Source organism: Paenibacillus sp. FSL K6-1096 (genome assembly GCF_037977055.1).
Lineage (GTDB): Bacteria > Bacillota > Bacilli > Paenibacillales > Paenibacillaceae > Paenibacillus_AQ.
Genome location: NZ_CP150274.1, coordinates 6,041,455 through 6,063,418 on the forward strand (window position 1 = coordinate 6,041,455; position 21,964 = coordinate 6,063,418).

General features: G+C 55.8%; 12 protein-coding genes. All 12 read left to right on the forward strand.

Going from position 1 to position 21,964, the window contains the following annotated elements:
* Positions 1-14: 14 nt before the first annotated feature.
* The 12 genes from MHI24_RS26555 to MHI24_RS26610 all read left to right on the forward strand — a co-directional run bounded on the left by MHI24_RS26555 (position 15) and on the right by MHI24_RS26610 (position 21,964).
* Positions 15-8,735, forward strand: a complete 8,721-nt coding sequence (locus MHI24_RS26555; RefSeq protein ID WP_340022549.1) for a chitobiase/beta-hexosaminidase C-terminal domain-containing protein — start codon at positions 15-17, stop codon at positions 8,733-8,735.
* A 30-nt stretch (positions 8,736-8,765) separates the two neighbouring features.
* Positions 8,766-9,455 (forward strand): serine protease, encoded by a 690-nt coding sequence (locus tag MHI24_RS26560; RefSeq protein ID WP_340022550.1) that lies wholly within the window; start codon positions 8,766-8,768, stop codon positions 9,453-9,455.
* A gap of 122 nt (positions 9,456-9,577) precedes the next feature.
* Entirely contained in the window at positions 9,578-9,940 is a 363-nt protein-coding gene (locus MHI24_RS26565) for a response regulator (protein WP_340022551.1), read from the forward strand.
* Between the two features lie 77 nt (positions 9,941-10,017).
* Positions 10,018-11,196, forward strand: a complete 1,179-nt coding sequence (locus MHI24_RS26570; protein WP_340022552.1) for a MalY/PatB family protein — start codon at positions 10,018-10,020, stop codon at positions 11,194-11,196.
* Positions 11,197-11,440: 244 nt separating this feature from the next.
* Complete coding sequence (locus tag MHI24_RS26575) at positions 11,441-13,744, forward strand: helix-turn-helix domain-containing protein (protein WP_340022553.1); 2,304 nt, start codon at positions 11,441-11,443, stop codon at positions 13,742-13,744.
* Between the two features lie 335 nt (positions 13,745-14,079).
* Positions 14,080-14,997, forward strand: a complete 918-nt coding sequence (locus MHI24_RS26580) for an ABC transporter permease subunit (RefSeq protein WP_340022554.1) — start codon at positions 14,080-14,082, stop codon at positions 14,995-14,997.
* Between the two features lie 12 nt (positions 14,998-15,009).
* Positions 15,010-15,909, forward strand: coding sequence for a carbohydrate ABC transporter permease (locus MHI24_RS26585; RefSeq protein WP_340022555.1), 900 nt, complete (start codon positions 15,010-15,012; stop codon positions 15,907-15,909).
* A gap of 18 nt (positions 15,910-15,927) precedes the next feature.
* A complete protein-coding gene (locus tag MHI24_RS26590) occupies positions 15,928-17,616 on the forward strand; it encodes an ABC transporter substrate-binding protein (protein ID WP_340022556.1) in 1,689 nt (562 codons plus the stop codon).
* An 82-nt stretch (positions 17,617-17,698) separates the two neighbouring features.
* A complete protein-coding gene (locus tag MHI24_RS26595; RefSeq protein WP_340022557.1) occupies positions 17,699-19,066 on the forward strand; it encodes an alpha-L-fucosidase in 1,368 nt (455 codons plus the stop codon).
* A gap of 82 nt (positions 19,067-19,148) precedes the next feature.
* The gene (locus MHI24_RS26600) at positions 19,149-19,616 is read left to right on the forward strand and encodes a RidA family protein (RefSeq protein WP_340022558.1); all 468 of its coding nucleotides are present in this window, start codon (positions 19,149-19,151) and stop codon (positions 19,614-19,616) included.
* Positions 19,613-20,710, forward strand: coding sequence for an alanine racemase (locus MHI24_RS26605; RefSeq protein WP_340022559.1), 1,098 nt, complete (start codon positions 19,613-19,615; stop codon positions 20,708-20,710). The genes MHI24_RS26600 and MHI24_RS26605 overlap by 4 nt, the downstream gene beginning before the upstream one ends.
* A gap of 66 nt (positions 20,711-20,776) precedes the next feature.
* Positions 20,777-21,964, forward strand: coding sequence for a M20 family metallopeptidase (locus MHI24_RS26610; protein ID WP_340022561.1), 1,188 nt, complete (start codon positions 20,777-20,779; stop codon positions 21,962-21,964).

The window sequence follows — 21,964 nt, forward strand, 5'->3', positions numbered from 1 at the left end:
CAGGTGGTGTCAACATGGCTTTGAAGCGAAAATCATGGATAGGTTATCTAATAGCACTGGCGGTCATTGTCGTTGCCGCAGTGGCCGGAGGCATCATGGCCAAGGCTGATCCGCAGACCTGGGACAGCACAGCCGAGACCAGTTGGTATGTGCCAACGAACGATACCTTCCAAATTAAGACTGCTGAAGAGCTGGCAGGTGTAGCCAAGCTCGTGAATGAAGGCAACGTAAACGGACTCAGCGGGAAAATTCTGGAGATTACGAATGACCTGGATCTCTCTGCTTACCAATGGGTGCCGATCGGTACAGCCGAGCATCCCTTCCGGGGAACCTTAATCACGGAAGGCGGGTTAATCAAGAAGATTAACGGGCTGAATGTAGTTGCGAACCGGTCTTACCAGGGTCTGGTAGGGAACATGGTAGGCGGTACAGTAGGCGGGCTGATTTTTGAATCTGGCACCATCTCTGTGACCGGAGTAACCTATGATGTCTATGCCGGCTCTGCCGTAGGTAAAATGAGCGGCAGCAGCATTGTGTTTGACATTACCAACCAGATCAATATCACTTCGGACGCTTCTCCATACCACTCGTACACGGGCGGTATAGTCGGGATGGGCGAAGGGATGATCTCGAACTCAATCAATAATGGAACCGTTACAGCGTATGGTTCAGCCGATGTGGGCGGAATTATGGGCTATGGCGACTCCAGAGGCATCATCATCAAAAAAATAGTCAATAATGGTGCGGTTCTTGCCCAGGGGACGGACAGCTCCGTGCTCACCGCAGGCGGGATTGCGGGGCACACCACAGGACTTCTTAGTCTAAATGATGAAGATACACCAATCATTAATACGGCTCCTGTCACCATTGCCGGAGGGAATCAGGTTGCGGCAGGCGGGATTGTCGGCAAAGTAGACAACACCGTCGTGTTCTCCAACATGACTACCAATAATGGTGCAATTACCGTTAATGCAGCAGCGGCTGTGAACTCGGCAGCCGGGGCGCTGGTTGGCGCGACAGGCACTGTAGCAAGCGAAGCGGTTTCCATCACGTTTGTGAATACAGCGCCGGTTACCAATAACGGCGGCAAGAACGTATATACCGGCGGGATTGCCGGATATACCGGCAGTAAGTTCACCTGGACGCAGCCTTATACGAATACACAAAAGATTACCGCAACAGGCGCAGAGAATGTAGCTACCGGCGGATTCGTTGGATACGCCGCAGGCGGGCTGGTGACCAGCAATGCTGCGGCAGGCGTATTCGAGAATAAAGAGCTGATCTCGGTTAACGGCGGTAAAGCCGTCTACACCGGCGGAATTGCCGGTTACGATGCAGGCGGTAACATTACTCAGACCTCTTCCACCGGCGAGCTGAAGGTTAAAGGGACTGCCAATGTATACACCGGCGGTACTGTGGGTTACGAAATCGGCGGAATCGTTGCATCTTCAGTGACCGGCAAGACGGAAGGGGATCATCTGAGCATCACTTCCGATGGCACCATCGGCGGAATCGCCGGTTATCTGGAAGGAACCTTGACTAATTCTTCTATTAAATATGCTACGCTGCAGGTTACTTCGGCTGGCGGGGTTATCGGCGGGATTGCCGGTAACGCACAGGGTACAGTAAGCGGAGTAGCTGCCGGAGATGCTGAATCGGCAGGCTACGGCACTTTGGTGCTTCAGGCTGCAGCAGCGGATGCGGCAGACGGGCAGGACAATATCACATTCGGCGGACTAGTGGGTGTGAACACCAAGCCGCTGACACTGACCGGCGGTGAAGCCTCGCGGATCAGCTTCCTGAATGAAGCCGGAAGAAGCGGGTATACCATCGGCGGCGCCGCAGGCAAGCTGACGGCGGATGCGGTCATCGGATCTGCAGCCGTGCCTGTGCAAGTGCAGGATATCCGCACAGAGCTGAAGGCTGATAAGGTAAGCTTCGGCGGCGGTGCAGGGCATAATTCGGCTGCCCAGTTCAACGGGCACACGAATCGTATCGAGATTAAGGCTACAGGCGCTACGGTAAAAGCCGGCGGCATGTTCGGTGAGAACCATTCAGCCGCAGCCTCCCCGTTCAATCATGCGGAGAATGTAGCCATCACCGCGAGTGGTGCAGATAACCAGCTTGGCGGGAATACCGGCTTCAATGCCGGACAGCTGGTGAATGCTACCGTAACTCAGCTGTCTATTGAAGCCAGCGGTGTGCGTGCTGAAGCGGGCGGGATTGCCGGACATTCAGAAGGGACGGAGACTCCTGCCGCACGTGCAGGCATTACATCCGCTGTGCTGAATGTTCCCGGGTCGGACCCGATGATTACACTGACAGCGGCGGATGCCAAAGCAGGAGCTATCGTTGGAGCAGCGGCAACAACAGATATTACAACCCCGGAAGTGAACGCCGAAGATGGCGCTCTGATGCTCATTCAGGCGCAAGCGGCGAAGCCGTCTGTCGGCGGCTTGGCAGGTACCCTTACGAACAGCAGCATCAGCAGTGACAGCAAAGCGGTCAATGTGGAGAATATGCTGATTCTGGCAGGACCAGCGGCTACAGACGCCTATGTTGGCGGGATTGTAGGCTACAATGAGTCCTCCAGGCTGGAACGTCTGGTAGGTTCAGCGGTGAGTCTGACCCTTAATGCACCACGCGCTACTGCAGGCGGGGTGGCCGGATATAACCACGGCAGTGCTACAGGTATTATTGTGGACACTTATATCAGCGGTCTGAATCTGAAGGCTAACAACGGTGCAGTGTCCTCGTATGCCGGGGGGATTGTGGGCCTCAATGCGGCTCAGAGTATTGATCCGGTACTGAATCCTGTGACCTCGGTCAGCACGATTCAGAATACCCGGACACTGGGTACAGTCTCAGCGACTTCCGCCAATGCCATTGTGGGCGGTATGGTTGGTGAGAACCGCACGCTGATTGCCAACAACAGCATTACGGACAAGATCTCAGTGATCTCAAGAGGCAATTCCTCCATCATCGGCGGTCTCGCCGGTGTGAATACAGCATCAGGAACACTCTACTATACGTATTCCAATGCGAACCTCACCATTGAAGGAACAGGTACACATGCCGGGGGATTAGCAGGCAGCAATGCCGGTGCAGTCATTGGCTCTTATGTAGATATTGATGTGACGGGCGATGCTAAAGGAACGTCAAGCGGTTCGGTCTACTTAGGCGGACTGATCGGCAGAAATACAGCCGGTACGGTGGAGCAATCGTATTCTGTCTCCAAGGTTACGGCGAAGAACGTTTATACCATTGTCGGCGGTCTGATCGGCGAGCTGTCCGGCGGGGCAGTCAAGAACTCTTATGTGGCGAAAAGCGTTAATGCCGCAGAAAACAATTCTTATGCCGGCGGCTTCGTTGGCCGAATTACAAACGGTAAAATAACCAATGTATACTCAGCGGCAGAGGTTAATGTACCGGCAGATAAGACTGCTTATGCCGGAGGCTTCGCCGGACGTTACGATAATGCAAGTAAAGAGCTGCTCTATAAATCCTACTATATTAAAGACGAAGGCTTGAACATCAACCGCGACCTGCCTGACTTCGCAGAGGGCAATCACCGCTGGCTGAATGTGCATGTCCGGCTGACTACCATTCTGTCGGAGACACTGAAGGACAGAACAGTATTCCCGGGATTGTCGGGCTGGGATTTTGAGGGAGCCTGGAAATACGGCTCACTGAGCGCGGCATACCGTTACCCTGAAGTCAACCGCATTGCCAACACAGGCGGCGGAGACAACGGCAATAACGTGAATGCCAATATCAACTGGTACACGAAGGATAAGGATGCAATCGGCTTCGAGATCACCTCGGAGGCTGAGCTGGCCGGTCTGGCGGGAATTGTCAACGGCACCATTGCCGGTGTAGAGCAATTCAGCTTTAAGGACAGAGCCGTGACCGTGATGAATCCGATTCATATCCAATCCAAGCAATGGGTGCCTATCGGTGATAAAGAAGCCAATCCTTTTGAAGGAACATTCGACGGGAAAAGCCAGCTGATCGATGGTCTGACTCTGCAGCCGGTCTATACACATTCCGGACTGTTCGGAATCATTGGAGCGAATGCTACAGTGCAGAACATGAATCTGGAGCCGCTCACGGTTGCCGGCAACGGCTACACCGGTGTGCTGGCCGGGACGAATCTGGGGACCGTCAAGAATGTGGACCTTAAGCTGCTTGGCGGTGTGAAGGTCAGCGGCGGTATTGTCGGCGGTATCATCGGCCAGAACTCAGGCAGTGTTGACGGCCTGCAGCTTACGCTGGACGGCGGAAGCCGGATTGAGACGGTGGCTGAAGGCGGCATCGCCGGCGGTCTTATCGGCGACAACACAGCGGATATTACAGCTGAGACCTATGTCATCCACGATAAGGACGGCAGCATCGGCAGCGCAGCTGACCATGCCATCATTGGCGGAATTATCGGGGTGCAGAATGGTAATGTGACAGGTCTGGCCCTTGAGGTGAATTCAAGATACCGGATCTCCTCCACAGGAATGGAAGCCACTGTTGGCGGACTGGTTGGTCAATTCCAGTCCGGCGAGGCACAGGATCTGACGGTAAGCTTTGCAGACGGAACCCTGGAGGCACGGGGGCTTGACTCCATCCTGGGCGGAGCGATCGGGCAGTCTGATGAAGGAAACCATATTCAGAACGTGACAGTAACCGGTCCTGGAAGCGGCGTACAGCTGACAGCCAATGGTACGGCTGGTGGTGTTGTGGGCCTGAAGGAAGGCAACCTCCGCGGAATGCTGGTCCGTTCTGTGGATAACGGCAGCAGCTTCGATATTGAACATGCAGCAGTGTCAGGCGTGAAGCTGGCTACGACCGGCGATAGCCTGAAGGCTGTGCTCGGCGGGATTGCCGGATCGGCTGTCCGTACAGCGATCAACGATGCCAGGTTCCAAGCATCCCTTGAGGCTGCCGGTGAAGTAATCACTGCCGGAGGTATTGTTGGCGTAAGCGATAATTCCATCATCTACCATGCCGATTCGTCACCTGTGCTTCAAGCTTCGGCGAAGAGCGGTGAGGTTGCGGCCGGCGGGATCGCCGGAACGATCTCAGCAGACGATATCGATCAGGGCTTTGACTTTGGCAAGGCGTACCCGCTGTATAAGGGGATTTACATCGCCAAGGTTCATAACGGCCAGATTACAGTTACCGGAACAGACCATCGTGCTGACCTCTATGCGGGCGGTCTGACCGGCAAGAATACGGATGCCTCCATCTACAGCTCCGAAGTATCCTCCGGTCTGAAGGTAACCGGCGGCAATACAGTGAGCGCAGGCGGAGTTGCCGGATACAGCAATGGCATCATTGTGGATACCATTGTCAGAAGCGGTGTGAACGCGGATAACAGCAGAGTGATCAACGCCGGAGGTCTTGTCGGCTGGGGAGACGGCGGCGAGATTCATTACAGCAAGGTGATCTCCGGCTCAGGCGAGTCCATCACAGTCGGCTCAGCGGTTACATTGGGTGAAGCGGTACCGGCGACACGCGCCGGCGGGGTGATCGGTATGGCCGATCATCTCCTGATTACGAATACCCATGCCGATATTCCGGTAGTGATTACAGATACCAATCAGGATAATACAATCTATGCAGGCGGCTTTGCCGGACTCCTGGGTGAGAACGGTACGCTTGCCGGACAGATTCAGAAGTCCTATGCCACAGGCAAGCTGAATGTCAGCGGCAGATTAGGCTCTTATGTCGGCGGCTTCGCCGGCTCTGTAGATCATTATTCGATCACGGATTCCTATGCCTCCGGGGACATCAGCAATACCGGCTTCGACACACGCAGCGGCGGGTTCGCTGCCTCCGTGGAGAGAAGCGGCAGCATTAGCAAGTCTTACGCTTTGCAGAATAAGCTGTCTACCGTCGGAGTGAAGTCTTCGACCCGCTCCTATAACGGCGGCTTCGCCGGTTATAATGACGGAACGTTGACCAGTGTATATGCGAATGTACCGCAGATTAGCGTGGCGGTTGCAGGGGACAATGTCTCCAAAGGCGCACTGGTCGGTTATAACTTCCGGGACGGTAAAATCATTAGTTCATCCTACACAGGCACATTGGCTGCTGTAGGCCGCAATACAGGTACAGCTCCAGCTGCCGTAAGTACAGCAGCGGTTGATCCGCTGAGCTCGGGACTGTGGAGTATCGATTATGATACCAGCTTCCTGAACGATCTGACGGATGCCACGATTACAGTAGAGACTCCGCTGCAGCTCGCGGGGGCAGTCATGTTCTATAACGAGACAGGCCTGAATTATTACAAGCTGTTCAACCGAACGGCTGACGGCAAGCCGGAGCTGGCAACGATCCAGCTCGGGGCGGATATCGGTCTTGACGGCCGCTTCTGGACTGCGTTCGACAGCTTTACAGGCGTGTTCGACGGCCAAGGCCATACGGTCAGCGGACTGTCTCTGAAGTCCTCCGGCCAGCAGACTGCCGGATTCATCAAGGATAACCGTGGCCAGCTCCTGAATGTGAGCTTTACCGGAGCGGATATCTCCGGCGCAGTGAATGCAGGTATCGCTGCCGGGATCAACCACACTGGTGCAGTGATCCGGAATGTGAAGGTCAGCGGCTCCGTGGCGGGAAGTGCTGCCGCAGGCGGAGTGGCAGGCGTGAATCAGGGCACTCTGGAGAAGGTCACGAATGAAGGGGTGACCCTTACCGGGGCAGGCCGGATTGGCGGAATTGCCGGACAGAACGCCGGAGTGATTCACCAAGCTGTGTCGAAGGGCAATATTGATGTTACGGCACTGGCTGCCGGCGGAATTGCCGGTGAGAACAGTGCGGAAGGCACCATTACTGAATCGGTTGCCTACGGCGATATCCGTGTGGCTTCGGCCCAGGCGATTGCCGGCGGAATCAGCGGCCTGAATGCGGGCGAGATCAAGAACAGCTACTCTGCCGCTACAGTTCTTGCAGAAGGCGTATCTACCGCATGGGCGGGCGGTATTGCCGGTCTGGCGGAGAGCGGGTCGATTACTTCTTCCCTGAATACCGGAGAAGTGAAGGCTGGAGTGAAGGGCAAAATTCAACCGCTGCAGGCCTTCTTCGGAGGGATTGCCGGACAGAAATCGGATAATGCCACAATCAGCCAGTCCTTGTTCAACAGACAAATGCTGAAGAATAATATTGCGTACTACAACCTGAACGGCCAGGCAGTGGCCGGCAACAACAGCGGTGCCACGGGACTTCTCGGCACAGAGCTGACCGGCGCGAATCTGCCGGCAGGCCTGGATGCCGGAATCTGGGCAGCCAAGAACACATTCTATCCGGTCCTTCTGGCCTTTAACGGAACAGACGAAGGGACGCTTGCTTCAGCCGCAGTCATCCTGAACCCGCAGGATCTGATTAACCGCGTGGGTTCGGCATTCCACTTGAGCAGCGGCGGAGCACTCTCCTGGAGCGCTGATCCGGCGAAGGCTGAAGTAAACGGCAATATCGGCAGTCTGAAATCAGACGGCAGCGCAATACTGAAGGCAACCGCCGGAGGACAGAGCAGAAGTATTGCGGTCAATACAGCACCACTGCGTTACCCAAGCTCGGCAGCTGTGCCTACTGCGACACCTGCAGAGAAGACCTTCACCAGTGAGGTAAAGGTGGAGCTGGCAACAAGCGAGCAGGGAGGAACGGTCTACTATACACTGGACGGTACAACACCTACGGAGACTTCGCTGGTGTACAGCGGACCCATCGTTCTTACGAAGGACACTACAGTCCAAGCGATTACGATTGCAACCGGCAAAGAGTACAGCCCGGTTGCAGCCTGGACCTGGACGCTAGTAGTCCCTAATAATCCGAACCCTGGCACCGGCGGTGGCGGAGGAGGCGGCGGTGGTGGCGGTACGATTGCTCCGCTTCCAAGCCCGACACCTGCCCCGGCAGCTCCTGCGATCACAGCAGTTGCAGGTACAACCACGGTGAATGGAGACAGTGAAGCGCCGGTCAAGATTGCCAAGAACAGCAAGCTGAAGCTGACAGCTCCTGAAGGGCAGACGATCTACTACACAACAGACGGCAGCGAACCGACTACCAAGAGTACGAAATACACCGGTGAGCTGCTGATCACCAAGAGTATGACGGTCAAAGCCATCACGGACAAAGACCCGAAAGTCATTACCATCGAATACGTGGTGGAGAATGCCAAGTATAACCTGAAGAGCAATAGCGGAGAGATCAAGTATATTGCGGCTTATCCGGATGGCCTGTTCCTGCCGAACGCAGCCATTACCCGGTATGAGCTGATCCAGTCGCTTGCCCCGCTGCTCGATATGGAAGAAGTGAATGTAGGCAATCTGTTCAATGATGTCAATGCCGAAAATGAAGCCCTGACCGGATTCTTCGCATCGGCCGGTATTATTGAAGGCTTCCCGGATGGCGGATTCGGCGGAACGAAGGGCTTGACCAGAGCCGAGTTCTCCAAAATCATGACAACCGTACTGAAGCTTGATGTCACTGAGACAGGCGTAACGAAGCAGAAGGATCTGCAGGGACACTGGGCAGAGAAATATGTCAACGCCCTGTCCAAAGCGGGTTATGTGCAAGGCTTCCCTGACGGAACCTTCAAGCCGGGAACACCGATTACCCGGGCGCAGGCGGTAGTGCTGATCAACCGGATTGCCGGCACGAAGAAGCTGACGGTAACGGCTGTACGGTTCAAGGATGTTCCGGCAACCCACTGGGCTTACAAGGACATCATGTCGGCTGTGAAATAACAGAAATTCATAGGTAAAGGAGCAACGCGGATGAAAACAAAGCTGCTTGCCGTGAGCCTGATCTTCTCGCTGATCGTAGCGGTGCTCTTCAATGAGGGTACGACCAGTGCTGATACGCCAGGCGTATATAATGCCGAGCAGAGCTACGCCATGGCGAGTGAAGCGATCTTCTATCTGCGGGTGCTGAAAAGCGACGGTACCGCAAGTTCCACCGGGACAGGAATCATCCTGTCCCCGGCCGGAACGGCAGCAACGGCGTATCACGTGGTTAAAGGTGGACAGCGCTTCGAAGGCATCATGGCAGACGGAACGGTCATCAGTCCGATCAAGGTCACAAGGTTCGATGAGCTTAAGGATGTTGCCGTCCTGGAGCTGCCCAGTCCGGCGGCGATGAAGCAGAAGGGCAATGCCTATAATTATCTGCCGCTGCGCAAGGACAAGCTGAAGCACGGTGAGGCCGTATACGCCCTGGGCTATCCGCTCAAGAATACCGCGATCATCACAGAGGGCATTGTCAACACGCCGGCGGCCGAGATCAACGGCAGAAGCAGGATTCTGACCTCGGCCCAGATCGCCAGCGGCATGTCAGGCGGGCCGTTGCTGGATGCCCGCGGCGAGCTTGCCGGGATCATCTCCGGCTCGCTGCGGACGATGAACAATATCCATCTGGTAGTGAACACGGAGGATCTGCGCAGCCTGCTGCCTGCATCCTTCCAGTAAAATTATGAACTGTAGCTGTCCCACTGGCGTTTGCTCAGCAAGCGCAGGGACAGCACTTTTTTTAGACAAAAGCCTGAAAGATGTACACGGCAAGTTCCCTTATGGAAGGAGGAGAAACCCAGATGATCAAGGCATACCTGCTGGATGTGAACCAAAAGGATCTCCATACGCTGTCTTCCATGCTGCAGCACACAGGCAAGGTAAATGTAATCGGCATGTCGGCTTGTCCCCGGGATGTGGTGGATCAGATTATTCTGCTGGAGCCCGATGTGCTGTTCCTGGATCTGCAGCTGCCCGGCCAGCAGGGGATTGTGGTAGCCGAACTGGTGAAGAGGAAGCTTCCGGCAATTCAGATTGTGGTGGTCACCGAGAATAAGCAGCATGCCCTCTGGGCCTTCGACCATAACATTGTCGATTATGTGCTGAAGCCGCTGGAGGCGGCCCGGCTGGGCCAGTCGGTGGAACGGCTGCGCAAGGGCAGCTGAAAGCGGAAAGCGGGATGCCGTAAGCCGCTCCTCCGTGGTACAATGGACGGACAAGCAGAAAGGATGGGTGAGTACCGTTGAAGTATGATTTTAACCGTATCATTGACCGCCGCAATACCCGTTCCTACAAATGGGATCAATCCGAGAAGCTGTTCGGGGATAAGGATATTCTCCCGCTGTGGGTAGCCGACATGGACTTCGAGAGTCCGCCGGCCGTACAGGAAGCCATTCTGCGCCGGGTGCAGGAAGGTATCTACGGCTACAGTGTGGGTGGCGATTCTTACAAAGAGGCAATTGCGGGCTGGTACCGCAGACGCCACGACTGGGAGATTCAGAAGGATTGGATCTCGGACTCTCCGGGAATTGTCACCTCGCTCAGCCTGTCTGTGGAGCTGTTCAGCCAGCCGGGCGATCAGGTGATCCTGCAGTCGCCGGTATATTATCCGTTCTATGATGTGATCCGCATGAATGACCGCAAGGTGGCGGCGAATCCGCTGAAGCTGGAAGACGGGCATTACGTGATGGACTATGTACAGCTGGAGGAGCTGATGGCCGGAGGCGCGAAGCTGCTGCTGCTGTGTAATCCGCATAATCCGGGCGGCAGAGTGTGGGAGCGCGAAGAGCTGCTGCGTCTGGGCGAGCTGTGCCTGCGGTACGGGGTAACGGTGATCTCGGATGAGATTCACTGCGATATGATTATGCCCGGACACAAGCATATTCCGTTCGCCTCGCTGTCACCGGAGCTGTCAGACATTACGCTGACCACATTGGCTGCTACCAAAACCTTCAATCTGCCGGGACTGCAGACTTCTTATATCGTAACCTCGAACCCGGAGCTGAAGCGGAGGTTCGATTACAAGATTAAGACGCTCAGCCTGCATATGTCGCCGTTCTTCTCACCGGAGGCGGTCGAGGCCGCTTATAATGAAGGCGATGAATGGCTCGATGAGCTGATTCTGCACATTCACGGCAATGCTGACTACGCCATCTCCTACCTTGCCGAGCATCTTCCGCAGGTGAAGCCGATGCAGCCGGAAGCCACCTATCTGCTGTGGATCGACTGCCGCGCCCTCGGCCTGGATTCAGACGGGCTTAAGCAGCTGATGTACCGCGAAGCCAAGGTTGCGTTCAACGAAGGTTCCGTCTTCGGAGCGGAAGGCCAAGGCTATCTGCGGATCAATCTCGCCTGCCCGCGTTCTCTGCTGGCTGAAGCGCTGGAGCGGTTCGTCCGGGCTGCTGCCGCTTATGTGAAATAAATATAGCTTGCATGTAATCTTTACTGCCGTTATCCTCTTGAACCTTATGTTCGGAGGGAGCGGCTTTTTTTGCGGCATAACATATGAAAATACATTACAATTCAAAAAGTGTAATACCTAAATTTGAAGCTTGATGTTATAATAATCGACATAATATGCGGTTTTGACTTATTTTTTGACAAGAATTTCATGAGGAGTCATGTATTCTTACATTGATAGGATTGAAAAAGGAGGGGCACTAGCCATGCGGATTAGGAAGTGGCCGGAACAGCAGCATCTGTTCATGCGTTTGATGATACCCTATATTTCATTCATGGTTTTTGCTTTGTGTCTTGGAGGACTCTTTTATAAGCTGACCTACGATGTTGTCAAAGATGAAGTGACCGGCAGCAACATGCAGCTTCTGGAGCAGGTCAAGGAGACGATGGATATCCGGTTATCCGAGATTAACACGATTGCCCTGCAGCTGCTTAACGATCCGATGGTGCAGAGCTTTGCGCGTGTCAGTGATCCGTTCAGCAGCACCAGAACCTACAAGGTTCTGGAGACCCAGAAGAACCTCTACAGCTATAATACCTCGAACAATTTCGTGCTGGATTACTATCTGATTTTTAAGAACAGCAATTTGGCCTTATCCTCCAATTCCACTTATGAGCTTCCCGCGTTCTATAATTATGTGCTCTCCAGTGCCGGAACCGACTACGAGACCTGGCGGAGCGATCTGTTCAGTACCTACCGCAACCGTGAGGTGATGGCCTCAGGGTCGGCACAGTATCAGGGCAAGTCTTACGACATGCTCACTTACGTGCAGTCACTGGGCTATCCGGGCTCCATTCAGGGGGCGCTGGTCATTCTGGTGGACAACCGCAAGCTGAAGAAGCTGCTCTCGGGAGTGGATGTCTCCGACGGCGGCTGGGTGTCGATTATTGACAATGAAGGCCGGGTGGTCAGCGCGTTATCCGGGGATGGAACGGTTCCCGATCTGGACCCTGCGGCGTATCCGGCGGCTTCCGGGATTATTGAGGCCTCGGCCAAGACGAACGATATGATGGTGACCTATACCAAGTCTTCTTATAATAAATGGTCTTATGTAGTGGCTCAGCCCCCGCATGTTGTTCTGGGCAAGGTCCTGTCGATCAAAAAAATAACCATCATTGTCGTGCTGGCATTCCTGCTGATCGGCTTGTTCCTGGCTTATCTGTTCGCCACACGCAGCGGCAAGCCGCTGTTTCGCATTCTCTCGACGCTGACCGAGCGCCCCGGCGGCAAGCAGCCCCGGCGGCCCAAGGAGATGTACGGCTTCATTCAGCATTCGCTGTCTGCGCTGATTGATAACAACGCGGCCCTGCAGGGTGAAATTGAGCGGCAGGCTCCCCTGCTGCTGGAAAGCTTCTATGAGCGGCTGCTGAAGGGGGAATTCCTCAGCCTGAATGAGATCAACACGCTGCTGCGGCATCAGCAGATGGAGATTGCGGGCGAATCCTATGCCGTCGGTATTCTTCATTTCCGCGGGGGGACGCTGGGCATGAGTGCGGATGCGCTGCGCAAGCTGGATGTGGAGCGGGTGCTCATCAAAGAAGCGCTGCGGCTGGCCATGGGCGGGAGCTTCTATGTGCATGATGTGGCCGAGGACAAGATCGCCATCCTGTTCGTGGATACCGCCGGGGACAGCACCCGGTTCCGCCGGAGGATCGAAGGCATTATCGGGGATACCGCAGCGGAGATTGGGGAGCGGCTGACTCTGGGGCTGTATTTCGCCATTGGCGGCTTCCGCGCTTCGCTGCTGGATGTGTCCGGCTCCTACGAGGAGGCGCGCCAGTCCCTGTCATCCATTACCTATGAGGAAATGGTGCAGACCGCCTGGTTCTATGACCTGCCGAGCGAGAACAGCCTGTTCTATTTCCCGGGAGAGGTGGAGAACCGTCTCAGCAATTACACGAAGGCGGGGGAAACGGCAGAGCTGCGCCGGCTGCTGGATTCCCTGTTCCGTGAGAACTTTCAGGAGCGGCATCTGCCGCTGGCGATGCAGCAGCTCTTCTGCTGTGAGATGATCAGCTGCCTGGTGAAGCTGCAGGAGCAGCTTATGCTGCAATACCCGGAGGAGGTCAGCAGCCTGCTCCAGCAGCTGAACGCCACCGGGAATCTGCGCGAGGTCTATAAGCGTGCGGCCGAGATATTCCTCACCATGAGCGAGGAAGCCGACCAGCGCAAGAAGAGCCGCAATGTCAAGCTGCTTGACGCTATTCTCGTCTATATTCAGGAGCAGTTCGGGCAGGCCAATCTCAGCCTGGATGCCGTAGCGGAGCACATGAATATCTCCAAAGGCTACATGTCGCAGTTCTTCAAGGAACAGACGGGCACGAATTTCTCGGAATATCTGGAGAATCTGCGGATGAACGAAGCCAAGGCACTGCTGGCGAACACGGGTCTGCCGATCCGGGAGATCGCCGAGCAGGTCGGCTATCATTCCACAAACACGTTCTGCCGGGCGTTTAAGCGGGACAGCGGACTCAGCGCCACCGCCTTCCGGGAATCCGCCACCGGATGAGGATATAGTGTACAATTCATAGGAAGGCCGGGACATGCTCCTGGTCTTTTTTTCATCACGCTTGATGTAATATAAATTAACTTTGAAATAGCGCTACATTTAGAATTGATACCATTTAATAGAATAAATCGGCCTAATTCTAATCAAATGCACATCGGACCGGTAACTGCAAAGGCAGATTTCTTAACAAAAGACAACGAAACGGACGATTTACAATTTACGGTCGGACACCCCCGTCCTATGCTGTGAGTACACGGAAGACACACAAACAAGCCACCAAGAGATTGCCTGCAAGTGTGTATCCAAGACAAGCATAAGAGGAGGTGAGAAGTGAATTGAGCGAGAATCCCTTCGTCCGCAAGCTGATCAAAAGCTGGCAATTGTACGCGCTGATGGCCCTGCCTTTTCTGTATCTAATCATCTTCAAATACGTGCCGATGTACGGCGCCCAGATTGCCTTTAAGGATTTCTCGGTGGTCAAGGGGATTTGGGACAGTGACTGGGTGGGCATGAAGCATTTCAGCCGCTTCGTCAATTCCTATGATTTCTGGCGGATTCTCCGGAACACGCTGATTCTCAGCTTTTACAATCTGATTGCCGGGTTCCCGATTCCGATCCTGCTGGCCCTGGGACTGAATTATCTCCGCAGTGTCCGTTTCCGCAAAGCCGTGCAGATGGTAACCTATGCGCCGCATTTTATCTCCATTGTAGTAGTCGTCGGCATCGTGAAGGAGCTGCTGGACCCGCGGATCGGCATTGTGAACAAAATCCTCGGGTTCATCGGGATCGGTCCGGTCAACTTCATGGGTGAGATTTCGATGTTCTCCTCCATTTATGTCTGGTCGGACATATGGCAGCATGTCGGCTTCAACTGCATCATCTATATCGCGGCGCTGGCCAGCATTGATCCTTCGCTGCATGAAGCGGCGGTGATGGACGGGGCCACGAAATTCCGCCGCATGTGGCATATCGATCTGCCGGGTATTATGCCAATGGCGATTATCGTGCTTATTCTGAATACCGGCCATATTCTCGACGTCGGCTTTGAGAAGGTGCTGCTGCTGCAGAATCCGATTAACCTGAAGGCTGCCGAGATTATCGACACGTATGTGTACAAGGTCGGCCTGACCTCGCAGGTTGCCAACTACTCGTATTCAACGGCGATTGGACTGTTCAAATCGGTTATCAATCTAATTCTGCTGCTGACGGTTAACAAGATTGCGCAAAAAACCAAGCAGGGCAGCTTGTGGTAAAGGAGGCGAACCATGAACACTATATTCCGCAATGATTCCGCAGCCGACAAGCTGTTTACGGTGCTGAACAACTTTTTAATGGGCTTTCTCTTTCTGGTGGTGCTATACCCGATCGTGTATATCGTCAGCGCCTCGTTCAGTGATTCGCAGGCGGTGGTGTCCGGGGAGGTGTGGCTGTGGCCGGTGCGTCCGAGTCTGGACGGGTACAGGGCTGTTTTTGAATACAAGCAGGTCTGGGTCGGCTTCGGCAATTCGATCCTGTATACGGTAACGGGAACGCTGGTCAATGTCATCATGACGGTGCTGGCGGCCTACCCGCTGTCCCGCAGAGATTTCTACGGCAAGAACGGCTTCATGCTGCTGTTCATGTTCACCACCATGTTCACAGGCGGCCTGATTCCAAGCTATCTGCTGGTCAAGGATTTGGGCATGCTGGATACGATCTGGTCGATGATTATCCCCGGCGCACTGAGCGTATGGAATGTGATTATCGCCAGAACCTATTTCCAGATGTCGATCCCGCATGAGCTGCTGGAGGCGGCACAGCTGGACGGGTGCAATGATTTCCAGTTTGTCTGGAGGGTGGTCATCCGCTTGTCGGGCCCGATCCTTGCGGTCATCACGCTATACTACGCCGCTGCGAACTGGAACCAGTATTTCAATGCCATGCTGTATTTAAAAAGCCAGGATCATTATCCGCTTCAACTGGTGCTTAAGGATATCCTGGTCAAAAATGATGTGGATGTCGGCATGCTCTCCGGCGATCCCCAGGATGCGGCCAAGCGTGAGGCGATGAAGACTCTGCTGAAGTATTCGCTGATTGTTATTTCTTCTTTGCCGCTGCTGGTCTTCTATCCCTTCGTACAGAAATACCTCGTTAAGGGCGTTATGGTAGGTTCACTCAAAGGATAAATAAAGGGGGACTATATTATGAAATTTAAGGCGGTCGCAACACTACTGGTTGGAGTGAGTATGCTGGGCAGTATTCTCAGTGCATGCAGCAGCAATACGGACAGCAGCAATGGAGCAGCATCAGGGAACAATGGAGCTGCGCAGCAGGCCGTTACAGAGGCAGGGCAGTTCCCGATTGTCGATGAGAAAATCACGCTCCGTGTCATGACCGGGGCCAATCCGGCCGTCGAGGATTTCGATACGAATGAGTTCACCAAATATTTCGAAGAGCTGACGAATATCCATGTAGAGTGGGAGATTGTCCCGACCAGTACCGTCGCCGAGAAGCTTAATCTGGCGCTGGCCAGCGGTGATCTGCCGGATGTGATTATGACCATGAATGTGACGCCTGAGCAGCAGGCCCTTTATGGACAGCAGGGCGTGCTGCTCCCGCTGAACGATTATATTGAGAAATATGGCGTGAATACGAAAAAAATGTTCGCGGAAAGCCCGCTGGTAGAGTCAACGATCACCTCAGCGGACGGCAACATCTACGCGCTCCCGGCACCGAATGAATGCTACCACTGTTCGATGCGCCAGAAGCTCTGGATCTATGAGCCATGGCTGGAGAAGCTGAATCTGGATATGCCGACAACGACGGAGGAGTTCTATGAGGTGCTGAAGGCCTTCAAAACCCAGGACCCTAACGGCAACGGCATCGCGGATGAAATTCCGTTCTCCGGTGCGCCGCAGGTGAATCAGACGTCTACGCTCACGACCAGCGTCGAGAACTTCCTGATGAACTCCTTCACCTATGCACCGTTCACCCGCATCTATGTCAATGACGAAGGCAAGGTAGATGTGCCGTTCAATAAGGAAGGCTGGAAGGAAGGGCTGAAGTATCTGAACCGGCTGTACAGCGAGGGCCTGATGGACCCGCAGGCCTTGACGCGGGATGCCGCCCAGCTCGTGCAGCTGGGGGAGAATCCGGATGTGCCGATTCTGGGCGCAGCCTCCGGTCCAAATATGAGTGCCATGACCCAGCTGAACGGTTCAAGCGGCAGATGGCTGGAGTATGTGGCGGTGCCTCCGCTCAAAGGTCCTGACGGCGTGCAGCTCACGCAGTATGATCCGTATCAGGTGGCCCCGGGACAATTCGTTATTACTAACAAGGCCAAGAACCCGGAAGCTGCCTTCCGCTTCGCCGATGCCCTGTATGACCGGGAGATTACGCTCCGCTCTACGATCGGTGAACCGGATGTGGACTGGAGATGGGCCAAGGCAGATGAGATCGGCCTGAATGGAGAGCCCGCTGTCTACATGGATATGTCCAAATTTGGGGTTACCCAGAACAAGCAGTGGTCACAGACAGGCATCGCTTACCGTCCCAACTCCCTGCGCCTTGGTCTGGTAGCGAACCCGGATAACCCGCTGGACACCATCCTGTATAACGAGACCAAGGAGAAATATGAGCCGTACCGGGTGGATGTCGAAACGGTCCTGCCGCCGATCAACTTCACGGTCGACCAGTCTGCCGAAATCGCCGACCTGTCCAAAACGATCTATGATTACACCAGTGAAATGATGGCCCGCTTCATTATCGGCGATGCCGACATTGACACCGGGTGGGATCAATATCTGGCTACGCTGGACAGCATGAACCTGAGCCGTTATCTGGAGATCAATCAGGAGGCTTACGAAACATACAAGTCGGCTACGGGGAAATAATACTTCAGCCTGCAGCTGCCCGTAATCCGGGCAGCTGCAGACTTAACGCGCCCACAATACAAGAATCAGCAGGAGGACACTCATGACTACTCAGGAATTCACCGTCCCGGACCATTGGAAATGGTTCACCGACAGCCGTTACGGCATGTTCATTCACTGGGGCCCTTACGCGCAGTATGGCCGCGGGGAGCAGATTCTGTTCCGCGAGCATCTGGATCAGCGGGAATACGCCGTGCAGGCTGCCGCCTGGAACCCGCAGCATTTCGATCCTGAGCTGTGGGCGGCGACGGCAGTGAAGGCCGGCTTCAAATATGCCTGCTTCACGACAAGGCACCATGACGGCTACTGCATGTGGGACAGCGCCTATACCGATTATTCCAGCGCGAAGCTGGCTCCGCAGCGCGACTTCGTCCGCGAATACGTGGATGCCTTCCGCAAGGCGGGACTGCGGATCGGCCTCTATTATTCCTGGATTGACTGGAGGCTGCCGGCTTATTTTGACGGTCCGGCCAAAGACCCGGAGGGCTGGGAGAAGGTGCGGAATTATCTGCATAACCAGGTGAAGGAGCTACTCACCAATTACGGCCGGATCGATCACTTCTTCTTCGACGGTGTATGGCCGCGAAATGCCGATGAGCTGCAGAGTGTGGAGCTGCTGGAGGACATGCGCCGGCTGCAGCCGGGCATCCTGGTCAACAACCGGCTGGGCTACTCCAGTGCGCATGATGAATACCGCGTAGACGGCGGTGTCGGCGCGGGCGACTCGGACACACTCGGGGACTTCGGGACCCCGGAGCATCTGATCGTGGCCGACCGTAAGCGCCTGTGGGAATCCTGCCAGGTGAGCACCTGGCGGCTCTGGAGCCATGTATTCGGCGAGCGCTGGCGTCCGGCCGATTATCTGCTGGATATGCTCTGCGAATGTGCGGAGAAGGGCGGGGCCCACGGCGGCAATCTGCTGCTGAACTGCGGTCCGACAGCGGATGGCGAGCTGCCGCCGGAATTCGTAGAGCGGGCGCTGGATATCGGCCGCTGGCTGGAGGTGCACGGGGAGGCCATCTACGGCTCGGACGGCGGCTCCATCACCGAATTCATTACCAGAGGACGGCAAACCACAAGCGGCAACTTCCTGTATCTGATCATCCGCTTCTGGGATGGACGGCCTGAGATGCGGCTGGCGGATCTGACCAGTAAGGTGAAGTCGGTAACGCTGCTGACTACGGGCCAGACGCTGGAGTTCGAGCAGCGGGATGCGGAGCTGTTCATTAAGGGGCTGCCTGCGGAAGCGCCGTCCCGACTGTTCCCGGTAATCCGTGTGGAATGTGAAGGTAAGCCTGAAGCTAACCAGTGGGGCCGCGAGCGCCTGTGGGAAGGTGATCCGGCCCGGGTGGCGGAATGGGCGCGCAGCCAGCGCGGCACCTCGGTCTATGCGGACGGGATCGAACGGTAATCAGGTCTCTGGTGTGTTGTGCCCCTTGCCGCAGGGAGCGGCAGGGATCAGCCACAATAGTGGAATCAAAGGGGAGATTAGCATGGGAAAGGTAGAGCAGCTGCTGCAGGAGAAGGGAATTGTACTAGGCAAGGTGCCTCCGGCTGTAGCGACCTATGTGCCTGCCAGACAGGTAGGCAATGTCGTATATACCTCGGGCAATGACTGCCGTATTAACGGAACGCTGATGCTGACGGGGAAGGTTGGCGCGGATCTGACCGTAGAGCAGGGGTATGCCGCCGCCCGGCAGGTGGCGGTCAATCTCCTGGCGGTGCTCAAGGAGCACCTGGGGGAGCTGGACCGGATTAAGCAGGTGGTGAAGATGCTGGCCTTTGTCAATTCGGCTCCGGGCTTCACGGAGCAGCCTTATGTCATCAACGGCGCGTCAGATCTGCTGGTAGAGGTGCTGGGCGACAAAGGCAGACATGCCCGTTCGGCGCTGTCGGCCAACGAGCTGCCCTTTGATACCCCGGTGGAGATCGAGCTGATTGTAGAGGTTACAGAAGCATGAGCCTCTACGCGGAGCTGCCGACACCCGCTGTAATTATTGACATGGATATTCTGCAGCGCAATATTGACGGGATGGCCCGGCGGTTGAGCGCCTGCAGAATTCAGCATCGTCCGCATATCAAATCGCATAAATCGGCGGCGATCGCCCGGATGCAGCTTGCGGCAGGGGCCGTTGGCATTACGACAGCCAAGCTGGCGGAGGCTGAGGTATTTGCAGCCGCAGGTGTGGATTCGATTCTGATTGCTTATCCGCTGATCGGTGCGGATAAGCTGGAACGGTTCGCTGCGCTGCACATGAAGTGCGGGCTGATCACTACAGTTGACAGCCTCACCGGAGCTGCGGGGCTGTCAGAGGTCGGCCTGCGGACCGGGAAGCCGGTCCAGGTGCTGGTCGAAATCGACGGCGGGCTGCACCGGGGAGGCCGGCAGGCAGGCGAAGATGCCCTGCAGTTTGCCTTAACGATCCAGGCATTGCCGGGTATCCGCATCTCCGGGCTGATGGGATATTTCGGGACGATCTACCAGAACAGAGGCGAGGCAGCTTTCATAGAAGCTGCCCGTGAGGAAGCTTCGCTGATGCTGGATATGGCCGTGCTGTTCAGGGAGGCGGGTCTGCCGGTGGACATCATCAGCACCGGGTCTTCGCCCGCTGCCCTGATGTGCCGGGAGCTGGACGGGGTGACGGAGGTGCGTGCGGGGAACTATGTGCTGTGGGATGCCTCCGGTGTGGGGATGGGGCTGGCCTCCGAAGACGATTGCGCGCTGCGCGTAATTGCTACTGTAGTCAGCACCCCTCTGCCCGGGCGGGCAACGATCGATGCCGGAACGAAGAGCCTGACCAGCGACAAGGCTCACGGGCGTGAGGGCTTCGGGATCATTGCCGGGCATCCGCAGGTCAAGCTTGCTGCATTGAATGAAGAGCACGGCTTCCTGGAGTATGATCCGCTCACGGAGCCGTTTCAGATCGGCGACCGGATTGAAATTATCCCGAACCATTCCTGTGTCATTCCGAACCTCCACAACCGTGTAGCAGGTGTCCGGGGCGGCCGGTGGTCGGAATGGATTACGGTGGATGCCCGGGGCTGCAATACGTGACGGCGGGGAGAGCTCGGAGGGTAGATGACAGGACTGACTGGTATGGAAAAGGAGCGTGGCCTATCTATGGGGCAGGTGGAGATCGATCCCGCAGAAATTACCCGGGTGCTGCAGGAGCTGGTAGCGATTCCAAGTGTCAATCCGGCTTTTGAAGGCGGCTGCGGAGAGGCGGGGGTCGCTGAATATGTGAAGCGGTATCTGACAGGGCAAGGAATTCCTTGCCTGGAGCAGCCGGTCCAGCCTGGCCGCAGCAACATTATAGGGATGCTGCCGGGCGTGCTTCCCGGTTCCCCGCTGCTATTGGAGGCACATATGGATACGGTCCAGACCACAGGCATGACCATTGACCCTTACGCCGCAGCAGTGATTGATGGAAGGCTGTACGGACGGGGCGCGTGCGATACCAAAGGCTCGCTGGCTGCGATGCTGGTTGCCATGGCCGCGCTGAAGCGCAGCGGCCTGCCGCTTCCGGTAGGCGTGCATCTCGCGGCCGTTGTGGATGAGGAATACCGGTATACCGGTGTCAGCAGGCTTGCAGCCGCAATCAGCGCAGGTGAGCTGAGTTATTGCGGAGCTGTTGTCGGGGAGCCGACAGGCCTGCACCGGGTCACCGCCCATAAGGGCTGTGTCCGGTTCTACATTGATGTGCACGGCAAGCCGGGCCATAGCTCCGAGCCGGATGCAGGTGTCAATGCGATTGAACAAATGGCCGAAGTGATCCGTTATCTGAATGAAAAGATTGCACCCGCTTATGCGCTCCAGCAGCATCCGCTTACCGGAGCACCGACCCACTGCATCAGTGAGATTACCGGCGGAGCTGCGCCTAATACCATACCAGGCAGCTGCCGCATTACGATTGACCGGCGGATCATTCCGGGCGAGGAACCGCTTGTGGTATGGCAAGGCTTCAAGGAGAAGCTGAACGAGCTGGAGCGCCATACTCCGGGATTGCAGCTTACTGTGCAGGAGCCGTTCATTATCGACTATGCGCTGGAGACCTCCGGCAGCCATCCGCTGGTGCGCCAGCTGGCATCGGCGGTTGCCAGGTTTGCCGAAGGCCGCCTGGAGCATGGGGCTGCTTATGGAACGGATGCGAGCAAGCTGGCCCGCGCTGGCGTGCCGTCGGTTGTTTTTGGACCCGGGCATATCAGCCAGGCGCATACGGAGAATGAATGGGTGCCAGTGCAGGAGGTAGTCTCCGCAGCATCGGCGCTGGCCGGGCTGGTTCTACATTATAGAAGGGATGGGATGTGA

What these genes read in the sequence shown, in the direction of transcription:
- MHI24_RS26605 (WP_340022559.1), top strand. Translation starts at nt 19,613, where the DNA reads ATGAGCCTCTACGCGGAGCTGCCGACACCCGCTGTAATTATTGACATG.
- MHI24_RS26560 (WP_340022550.1), top strand. Translation starts at nt 8,766, where the DNA reads ATGAAAACAAAGCTGCTTGCCGTGAGCCTGATCTTCTCGCTGATCGTA.
- MHI24_RS26590 (WP_340022556.1), top strand. Translation starts at nt 15,928, where the DNA reads ATGAAATTTAAGGCGGTCGCAACACTACTGGTTGGAGTGAGTATGCTG.
- MHI24_RS26555 (WP_340022549.1), top strand. Translation starts at nt 15, where the DNA reads ATGGCTTTGAAGCGAAAATCATGGATAGGTTATCTAATAGCACTGGCG.
- MHI24_RS26575 (WP_340022553.1), top strand. Translation starts at nt 11,441, where the DNA reads ATGCGGATTAGGAAGTGGCCGGAACAGCAGCATCTGTTCATGCGTTTG.
- MHI24_RS26585 (WP_340022555.1), top strand. Translation starts at nt 15,010, where the DNA reads ATGAACACTATATTCCGCAATGATTCCGCAGCCGACAAGCTGTTTACG.
- MHI24_RS26610 (WP_340022561.1), top strand. Translation starts at nt 20,777, where the DNA reads ATGGGGCAGGTGGAGATCGATCCCGCAGAAATTACCCGGGTGCTGCAG.
- MHI24_RS26600 (WP_340022558.1), top strand. Translation starts at nt 19,149, where the DNA reads ATGGGAAAGGTAGAGCAGCTGCTGCAGGAGAAGGGAATTGTACTAGGC.
- MHI24_RS26595 (WP_340022557.1), top strand. Translation starts at nt 17,699, where the DNA reads ATGACTACTCAGGAATTCACCGTCCCGGACCATTGGAAATGGTTCACC.
- MHI24_RS26565 (WP_340022551.1), top strand. Translation starts at nt 9,578, where the DNA reads ATGATCAAGGCATACCTGCTGGATGTGAACCAAAAGGATCTCCATACG.